Source organism: Bradyrhizobium sp., from assembly GCF_052389815.1.
Taxonomy (GTDB): domain Bacteria; phylum Pseudomonadota; class Alphaproteobacteria; order Rhizobiales; family Xanthobacteraceae; genus Bradyrhizobium.
The window spans coordinates 1-8,145 of sequence record NZ_JBQTHN010000176.1 but is presented as its reverse complement, the minus strand read 5'-3'; the positions used below and the strand labels follow the sequence as shown (position 1 = coordinate 8,145).

At 62.9% G+C, this 8,145-nt stretch carries 8 protein-coding genes and 1 tRNA gene; 4 read left to right on the top strand and 5 right to left on the bottom strand.

The features are described 5' to 3' along the window. Positions 1-339 precede the first annotated feature (339 nt). Complete coding sequence (locus tag ACT4OC_RS25810) at positions 340-762, bottom strand: hypothetical protein (RefSeq protein ID WP_444841872.1); 423 nt, start codon at positions 760-762, stop codon at positions 340-342. A gap of 273 nt (positions 763-1,035) precedes the next feature. On the opposite strand from ACT4OC_RS25810, the gene ACT4OC_RS25805 reads away from it, so the two are divergent. Next, entirely contained in the window at positions 1,036-1,464 is a 429-nt protein-coding gene (locus tag ACT4OC_RS25805) for a hypothetical protein (RefSeq protein WP_444841871.1), read from the top strand. A 2-nt stretch (positions 1,465-1,466) separates the two neighbouring features. Beyond that, complete coding sequence (locus ACT4OC_RS25800; protein ID WP_444841870.1) at positions 1,467-2,012, top strand: endonuclease domain-containing protein; 546 nt, start codon at positions 1,467-1,469, stop codon at positions 2,010-2,012. A gap of 935 nt (positions 2,013-2,947) precedes the next feature. Here the strand turns inward: ACT4OC_RS25800 and ACT4OC_RS25795 are convergent. The 3 genes from ACT4OC_RS25795 to ACT4OC_RS25785 form a co-directional block, all read right to left on the bottom strand. After that, positions 2,948-3,022 (bottom strand) — tRNA-Val (locus ACT4OC_RS25795). Positions 3,023-3,269: 247 nt separating this feature from the next. Continuing rightward, positions 3,270-4,562: a hypothetical protein gene (locus ACT4OC_RS25790; RefSeq protein ID WP_444841869.1), complete on the bottom strand. Its 1,293-nt coding sequence runs from the start codon at positions 4,560-4,562 to the stop codon at positions 3,270-3,272. 347 nt (positions 4,563-4,909) lie between these two features. Continuing rightward, complete coding sequence (locus tag ACT4OC_RS25785) at positions 4,910-5,572, bottom strand: DUF1134 domain-containing protein (protein ID WP_444841868.1); 663 nt, start codon at positions 5,570-5,572, stop codon at positions 4,910-4,912. A 140-nt stretch (positions 5,573-5,712) separates the two neighbouring features. On the opposite strand from ACT4OC_RS25785, the gene ACT4OC_RS25780 reads away from it, so the two are divergent. Next, positions 5,713-6,189 (top strand): YHS domain-containing (seleno)protein, encoded by a 477-nt coding sequence (locus tag ACT4OC_RS25780; protein WP_444841867.1) that lies wholly within the window; start codon positions 5,713-5,715, stop codon positions 6,187-6,189. A gap of 5 nt (positions 6,190-6,194) precedes the next feature. Here the strand turns inward: ACT4OC_RS25780 and ACT4OC_RS25775 are convergent, their stop codons facing one another. After that, a complete protein-coding gene (locus tag ACT4OC_RS25775; protein WP_444841866.1) occupies positions 6,195-7,025 on the bottom strand; it encodes a 3'(2'),5'-bisphosphate nucleotidase CysQ family protein in 831 nt (276 codons plus the stop codon). Positions 7,026-7,157: 132 nt separating this feature from the next. On the opposite strand from ACT4OC_RS25775, the gene chpT reads away from it, so the two are divergent. Continuing rightward, positions 7,158-7,808: a histidine phosphotransferase ChpT gene (gene chpT, locus ACT4OC_RS25770; protein ID WP_444841865.1), complete on the top strand. Its 651-nt coding sequence runs from the start codon at positions 7,158-7,160 to the stop codon at positions 7,806-7,808. The last annotated feature ends 337 nt before the right edge of the window (positions 7,809-8,145 follow it).

Below are 8,145 nucleotides of genomic sequence, written 5' to 3'. Positions count from 1 at the left end.
CATGGCGTTCACCGACTTTGGGATCGAGACCTTGATGGAGCTCATCAGGATCCACAAAGACAACCCTAATCTGCTCAGACGCCAAGATTAGAACACGTCCGTCTGCGGCCTACGCCGGACGGGTACGTTTCGAACTCTGATCCAGTTTCTCAATCGAACTCCGGATATTCCAATCGCTTGCTTCCGAGCAGGGCTATTGCATCGACGCTCTTCGAACCGATTCTGCGGCGGCCTCTTAGCAAGGCGGGTCTGGAATGACAAAAGCCGCAGTCAGTTCGCCAAACTTCGTTGAAACCCAACAGGAGCCGAAGGCGCGGGCCAATTCCGGTCTTCTCCCAGCTAGCACTTCCGACCCGGAAATGCAGACCAAGTTGCATCGCGCCAGATATGAAGCACGCATCGTCGGCCGTATCTGAGCCAGCCCTTCGATAGCCAGGATAGACGAATGCCGCTGCTATCCTTTGACCCGCTCGACTGGCGAGGTTGGCGTCGCTTCTCTTCGATAACGCCGTACACATAGTCGGCCGCCTGCGTGAAGGCTTGAAGCCAAGCGGCTGCGCTCCGGTTCTTGCCATCAGGTTCTTTCACTTCAAAGGCGAGAGGATAATTCCAGAATTGAGAAACAATCGGTACTGCCACTATGTCTGCGCGGATGCGATGGTTCGTCAGCAGGCAATGTCGCAGGGTCACCTCCTCATAACAAAGGAAGTGGCCACTTAGCGCACGGATAAGCTCAGCGCGCCTATCCTTCTCAATGTCCATCTGGCGGTCCCCGCCTGTCCGCTAAAGCTTTTTGCGCGCAAGAAAACTTCAGCTTGGAGAATGTCAGCCGTGTGCGCCTTGGCAAGCATATCGCCCTGTGGAGAAATAGCGGTTGATTGGTTGAAAAAATAGCTTGACAGATAAGCGCACTGGAACATTAGCGATTCTCGTGACGCTAGTTCTCAGTACGGCGCGAATCTCATATCATCCACACTGTTCTTAACAGTCAGTAGCACGCGTTGAGTTGGTTCCGATCCGATGGGGGCCTGCTTGATGGGAATGATGGTCAGCCTTGAGGAGAACGCGAAGGACATTAACTTCCTTCGCGAAGTTGCAACTCGACTGCAACAGCTCCCCAACAATGATTGGACCGATTGGGAATGGGAATGGCTCGCGGAGATGACCCGCAAGCCGGACACCTATTTGCCGAGCGAGAAGGAGCGGCAGAAGCTAGCTCAGATAGCTTCTTACGCGGAGCCGTTTTCCGGCTACGATGGCCTAAGCGTAACGACCATGGTCGGCGTATGTCACCGCTACCACCTCGATTTTCGCGAAGAGGACGGTGATTTCATCGTCGATCTTCACCACCGACAAGCAACGACCGTTCGCAGGAGGCAGCTACGCCGCCTCGTTAGGCTGTTCACTGACAGCGGAGAGAACAGCGCGGCTTCTTGGTCATACGAACACGCGGAGCCTGCGTGAACATGGATTATCTGGATCAAATCGTGGCGGATGATCTAGCCGCGACGGACTTCAAGCCGTTCGCGTCGTGCCTCGCGCTGGCAGTAGACTATGCGGCAAAAGCGCGGGCACTTGGCCCCGGGTGTGACTCCCCCATCGAAGTCGAATTGGGCGTAAGGGTCGAAAGGGCTCTCCGGGTCATTGGTGATCCAACTCTCAGCCTCAAACCACGGTATTTCTTAAGCTCGTACATTTACGACTTGGCAATTTTCCGCGAGGGACGCCCGTATCCCATCATTATCGTCGAGTGCGATGGGAAGGACTTCCACAGCACACCGGAGCAGCTTCAGAACGACGCTCGGAAAAACAAGCTGGCTCGTTCGAAAGGAATTGCCCTCCTTCGATTCACCGGCTCTGAGATACACCGCACGCCGGACGATTGTGTCGCGAAGATTTTGCAGATGATGCGCTTCATGCGCCCTTCTCAATTGACGCAGGGACAATGCGACTTGCTCGATGCTGCGGGCATTCAGCGGCATCCACCGCTCCCCACATATAACCGCGACTAGGAGCCATTGAGGAAGTAAGAAAAGGGTTACAAGCGGCGACACCTAGCGCGCAAGTTCGCTTTGCTTATCAGGGCTGAAGCAGGTCGGTGGCGGTACCCATCCAGCTGTGGCTGAAATTGGACGACAGGAGCGCTGGGGCAACTTCAGACGGCGGAGTTCGTGCCCAAACCGCCGGTTAGAAGCCGTTTATTCCGCTTCACAGAAATTCTGTCGATCCAGAAAAATTTCGCTTTACAAGAATTCCGATTCGCCGTATAACCCGCCCCGTCCCGCACCCCTCAGGAGGGGCGATGCGCATCGTCACGTATTCGTTGGGAGCGGGATGCGATGGCCGCGAGGCGGCGTCAGGCGGTTTTCCGTCGACGAGGCGCCGCTCGCGGACGGCGAAGTCGTGTGGTTCTGGCGCCGCGACCCTGGCGTCTGTTTGGCGGGAAGTATCCCGCCGACAACGGTGACAACAAAGGCCGCTCACCGGGAAGAGCACGTATAAGCCGTAAACCATTGCGCAGGGGAAGCCGGGATGTCCGGGCTGCCCTGTGGTTTAAACCGTGTGCTTTTTCGGTAGACGCCTACGCACACGGTACTACGGGCGCAGTCGGCGCCCGGCTTTCCCTGCGCCCTCGATTCCGAGAGAGGGCTAACGAAATGGCAGAACTCCGGGCGCCTCAGTGCCGCGGGGCTCTCAGGCTTGTCCTGGAAAATGCGCAAGGCCTCATGGCGGCAGCCGTCGCCCACTTTCCTTGGGCCACTTTGCATGGGCTACTTTGCTTGGGGTTTTTTTCGTTATTTTGGTTTGGAGGGGGGGCGGGGCGACGGCGCTCGCGGCGCCAGTCCGCCTTCGCCCCTTCGGGCTTCGGCGCGACAGCCTTCGCCCGCTTCGCTTCGAATTTGTGGCACGGGCTTGCCGAGCCGTAGCTCGCGAAGCGAGCGAAGGCTGGTGGACGCACAAGGGATCGAACCTTGGACCTCTCCCGTGTGAAGGGAACGCTCTCCCGCTGAGCTATGCGTCCGGGATTTGCCTGCACAATCAAGGGCCCACGGCCGCCTGATCGAACCGATGCAAATGTCGTCAGAGCGAGCGATTTACGAAGTGCGGGGGTGGCGTGTCAAGCCAAACCGCCGCCGGCAGGCCCCGCTGTCATTCCGGGGCACGCGACTTGTCCGCCGTAGCTCGAAGAGCGAAGGCGGAAGCGTGAACCCGGAATCTCGAGATTCCGGGTCCGATGCTTCGCATCGCCCCGGAATGACGGTGCAGTTTCATGCCCCTTGCTGGCGGGCGCGGGAGGCGTGGGCCTGCAGGGCGCGGATGCGCTCGGCAAGCGTGCCGCCGCCGCTTTCCGCAGGGGCAGGGGCCGCGGCGGCGGCGTCGTTGGCCGGGCGCGGCGCGGTCTTCGGGGGTGCGGCGGGTTCCGCGGCCAGCATGGCCTCGATCGCCGAGTTCGGGCCTTCGAGCTGCATCGCCAGCTTGGCGACTTCGGCGGCGATGTCGTTGATGCGCTCGCGCAACAGCGCGTTCTCCATGCGCTCGGTCTGCCAGGAGCTTTCGGCCTGGCTCTGGATGGCGTTCATGTCGCGCTGCAGCTTGCCGCGCTCCTCGCGCGCGATGCGCAGCTGCTCCTCCAGCGCGGCCTTCTCGGCGCGCAGCTTCTCGGCGCCGGGCGAGCGGCCGCCCTCGTGCAGCGCGGCGATCTCGACGCGCAGCTCCTTGATGGTGCGCTCGGCGACCTCGCCCGCCTGCCGCAGCTGGTTGTTCTCGTATTCGCGCTCGGTGAGCAGCTTGCCCTGCGTCGACAGCCGCGCCTCCAGCTCGTTGACGCGGGTGCCGAGCATCTCGGCTTCCTTGACCTGCGCGATCAGCTGGCGGTCGAGATCGGTGACGCGCTGGCTGAGATTTTCGACCCGGCTGCGCGCGTCGGCGAGTTCGCGCGAGACGTTCTCGGACGTGGCGCGCTCCTGCGTCAGCCGCGTCTGTGTCTCGGAAAATTCCTTCTCGGCGTCGCCGACCCGGCCCTTCAGCTGCTCGATCTGGGTGCGCACCGCCACCAGCTCGACCTGGCGGCTGTCCGCCATCACCGACTTGTCGCTGAGATCGGCGTTGAGCCGGGTGAGCTGCGCCTGCTTCTCCGAGAGCGCCTGCTCGGCATTGCGCAGCGCCTCGGTCTTGGCCGCGAACTCCTCCTCGGTGGCGCGCAGCTGCTCCTTGACCGCCTTCTCGCGCGCTTCCAGCGAGAAGATCGTGGCGTTCTTCTCGCCGAGCTCGACCTTCATGCGGTTGATCGCGTCGGTCTTCTTGCCGAGCTCGGCGAGCTGGCTGGTGGTCTTGTTCTTGAGTTGCTCGACGCTCATTTCCAGCCGCCGCGCCGACATGGCGAATTCCGCGCGTAGCTGGTCCTTGTCGGCCTGGATCTCGGCCATCGACAGCGGGGTCGCGGCTTCCATGCGCTTGGTGGTCAGCCGCACCGCGCGATTATGCACCAGCGGCACGACCATCAGGCCGAACAGCATCGAGATCAGGAAACCGATCGCGAGATACATGATCGGTTCGATCATGAGGACTACTCCCCGTCGAAAACAGAAAATTTACCAAACACACTGCCACGGGCGGCCGGGGAAAAGCCAGCCCATTGCAGCGTTAACGTGAATCTCAACCCAAAAAAACAGGCAGTCGAGCGTGATGTTGAGGTGCTGCATCGGTGTCACCTCTCCCGCTCTTGTCCGCCGAAGCCCGCCTTCGGGCGAAGGCGGATGCGGGGGAGGTCGGCGCGCGTCAGCGCGACGGGTGGGGGCTCTCTCCACACGGGCAGTGCGACTCGTGGAAACACCCTCACCGCAACCCTCTCCCGCAAGCGGGAGAGGGGGCGCACCGTTCGTGTCGACCCAAGTCACGCTCAGGCGCGTCAGAACGGGTTCCAGGTCGCGCGCGGCGTATATTTGAGATAGCCGATATTGGCGCCGAGTCTGAGCCCGATGCCGGAGCGGATCGGCACCAGCACGATGTTGTTGGCGGTCAGCGCCGTCATGCCGAAACCGCCGACGATGTAGGCCGAGCCGTCGACGCCGACGAAACGCTGATAGATCGCCTGCGTCGAGGGCAAATTATAGACCAGCGTCATGGTGCGCGCGCCGTCGCCGCCCCAGTCGAAGCCGACCGAGGGGCCCTGCCAGTAGACGCGAAGATCGCCGGCGTTCTTGGTGTAGAGCGTGCCCTCGCCATAACGAAGCCCCGCGACGAACGCGCCCGAGCCTTCCTCGCCGAGCACGTAACCGTTGGGCAGGCCCCATTGGCTGACCGCGCGCTCGATGATGGAAGCAAGCCCGCGCGAGACGTTGCCGAAGAATTTGTGGCCGGCACCGACCAGCTCGTCCGGTCCGAAATTGTCCGGGCTCTGATGCCGCTGCGGCGCCGGGTATTGCTGCCCTTGCGGTGGCGGCGGGGGCGAGGCCGGGGGCGGCAGCGGTTGCGCTGCCGGCAACGGTTGCCCCTGCTGTGCGCTGGCCGGCCCGGCCAGACACATCAACGCGGCGAACGCGACCGCGGCAAGGCGTGATGCGATAATCATGAAAAGACCCCTGGTCTCGATATCCGGCCGCCGCCTTAACCTGACGCCAACATCCTCGGCTTTAGGTTGCGCCCAGTGTCCCCTCGACTCGATTGTTATTGATACCAACTATGACGGCACAACGGCAGGAAAGTTGGCCCATGGGCCTCGGAATGGCCTTGTTTGCCGTTCTGGCGGCTGTTTTCGCTCTGGTTTGGCCCGATCGCAGCGCCATCGGCTCGACGACCGAGCGGATCGTGGTCAATCGCTATTCGGGCCTCGCCATCGAGGGCTTCGACCCCGTCGCCTATTTCACCGATTCCCGGGCGGTCCGCGGGCGGCCCGACTTCGAGGCGGCCGAGGCCGGCACCGTCTGGCGCTTCCACAATGCCTCCAACCGCGACGCCTTCGCCGCCCATCCGGAAGTCTACGGGCCGCAGTTCGGCGGTTACGACCCGATCGATGTCGCCCGCGGCATCGCCTATGCCGGCAATCCCAGGTTCTTCGTGGTCACGAGGCAGCGGCTCTATCTGTTCGGCCGCGAGGAAAGCCGCAACGCCTTTGCCGCCGATCCCGCGCGTTTCCTGAAAGACGCCACGGCGCGCTGGCCGTCGCTGCAAAAGACATTGGCGCAGTAGGGCGGTCAGAAGGTCGCCGCCGCGGGATCGCCCCAGGCGATGAACTCCGGCACCCGAAAATCCTCCCGCCCGAGGCCGAAACAAAGCTCGGCCCCTCCCGAATCCGTCACCTTGCCGCCGGCAGCCGTCACCACCGCATGGCCCGCCGCGACGTCCCACTCGGACGTCGGGCCGAGGCGGGGATAGATGTCGACGGCGCCTTCGGCGACCTTCGCGAATTTTATGGCCGAGCCAAGCTCGGCGCGGACCGCCTTCGGGCGTCTGGCAATAAAGCCTTCGGTCCTGGAATCGCCGTGCGAGCGGCTTACCGCCACCGTCCAGGGTTGTCCCGGCGGCGGGCACGGCCTTGTGTGGATCGGCTCGACCGACTTGATTTCGGTGCCGGCAAGGGTGAGCCGCTCGGCGCCGCGCCCGACCAGCCCGCGCCATACGAGGCCGAGCGCGGGCGCGCCGACCAGGCCGAGCAACGGCCTCCCTGCGCTGACCAGCGCGAGGTTGACGGTGAATTCGTTGCGGCCGGCGACGAACTCCTTGGTGCCGTCGAGCGGATCGACCAGGAAGAAGCTGCCGCGGTAGGGCAGCCTCGCCAGATGGGCGCGCTCTTCCGACAGCGAGGGAATTTCCGGTGCAATCCGCGCCAGGCCTTCGCCGATGACGCGGTCGGCGGCGAGGTCCGCCTCGGTCACCGGCGAGCCGTCCTGCTTGCCGTCGATCCTCATGGCGGCGCGGTTGACCGCGAGGATCGCTTCTCCGGCACGGATCACCAGATCGGTCAGCGGCTCGATCAGCCGCGCGGCCGCCGCGCTGTCGATCGGCTGCGAACATGCCTCATTCATGGCCAGGTCTCATTGTTGTTCATTCCCGAACCGTTCCCGCCCCTCGGCTGGCAGCCCGGGCTTGCGCAGTGTATCAAACCCGAAAGCAAGCGTGATTCGCGCGGAAACCGTGCAGCTTTCCAGGAACATCTGATGTCTGGCACTTCAACTCCCGGCCCCGCCCCCGACGCCCTCGAGCTTGCGGCACTGCTGTGCTCGCGGGTCTGTCACGATCTCATCAGCCCGGTCGGCGCGATCGTCAATGGCCTCGAGGTGCTGGACGACAATCCGAAGCCCGAAGACCGCGATTTCGCGCTCGACCTCATCCGCAAGAGCGCGAAGACCGCCTCCGCCCGGCTGCAATTCTGCCGGCTGGCGTTTGGGGCTGCCGGCTCGGCCGGCGCACAGATCGATCTCGGCGATGCCCAGGCGATGGCGAAGGGTCATTTCGAGGACGGCAAGATCACGCTCGGCTGGAATCTGCCGCGCCTGCTGCTGCCGAAGAACCGCGTCAAGCTCCTGCTCAACATGCTCGTGATCGCGCAGCAGACCATTCCGCGCGGCGGCACCTTGACGATCGATCCGGTGGGCGAGGGCGAAACAATGAGCTTCCGCATCACCGCGACAGGCCTCAATTCGCGCGTGCCGCAAAACATCGCCGACGTGCTGAGTGCGCCGAGCGTGCCGCCGGCGGCGGATGCGCATGCCGTGCAGCCTTACTATACGCGCCTGCTCGCCCAGGCCTGCGGCCTCAAGGTTTCGCTGGCGCCCGAAGGCGAGAATGTGGTGATCGCCGCCGCCTGAAACAGGCGGCGTTGCGGGCGCCAGAGGTTAATTAAATCTTTACGTCCTGCCCGCGGCTTATTGCAGCCGCCTTATCTCTTTGTTGAGCCCGTTCTTTTCCATATGCTCAACCAATATTAAACCGTTTCCATAGAAGCTGGCGGAACTCCAGGGGGTGCAGCGATGTCGCGCGTCCCGCGTTGCGTAAGGCCAGTTTCATGGATGACTTGTTGCGCGAGTTTTTGACCGAGACGAGCGAGAGCCTGGACACGGTCGACAATCAGCTGGTTCGGTTCGAGCAGGAGCCGAACAACGCCAGGATCCTGGACAACATTTTCCGGCTGGTTCACACCATCAA

What these genes read in the sequence shown, in the direction of transcription:
- chpT (WP_444841865.1), top strand. Translation starts at nt 7,158, where the DNA reads ATGTCTGGCACTTCAACTCCCGGCCCCGCCCCCGACGCCCTCGAGCTT.
- ACT4OC_RS25785 (WP_444841868.1), bottom strand. Translation starts at nt 5,572, where the DNA reads ATGATTATCGCATCACGCCTTGCCGCGGTCGCGTTCGCCGCGTTGATG.
- ACT4OC_RS25780 (WP_444841867.1), top strand. Translation starts at nt 5,713, where the DNA reads ATGGGCCTCGGAATGGCCTTGTTTGCCGTTCTGGCGGCTGTTTTCGCT.
- ACT4OC_RS25790 (WP_444841869.1), bottom strand. Translation starts at nt 4,562, where the DNA reads ATGATCGAACCGATCATGTATCTCGCGATCGGTTTCCTGATCTCGATG.
- ACT4OC_RS25810 (WP_444841872.1), bottom strand. Translation starts at nt 762, where the DNA reads ATGGACATTGAGAAGGATAGGCGCGCTGAGCTTATCCGTGCGCTAAGT.
- ACT4OC_RS25775 (WP_444841866.1), bottom strand. Translation starts at nt 7,025, where the DNA reads ATGAATGAGGCATGTTCGCAGCCGATCGACAGCGCGGCGGCCGCGCGG.
- ACT4OC_RS25800 (WP_444841870.1), top strand. Translation starts at nt 1,467, where the DNA reads ATGGATTATCTGGATCAAATCGTGGCGGATGATCTAGCCGCGACGGAC.
- ACT4OC_RS25805 (WP_444841871.1), top strand. Translation starts at nt 1,036, where the DNA reads ATGGGAATGATGGTCAGCCTTGAGGAGAACGCGAAGGACATTAACTTC.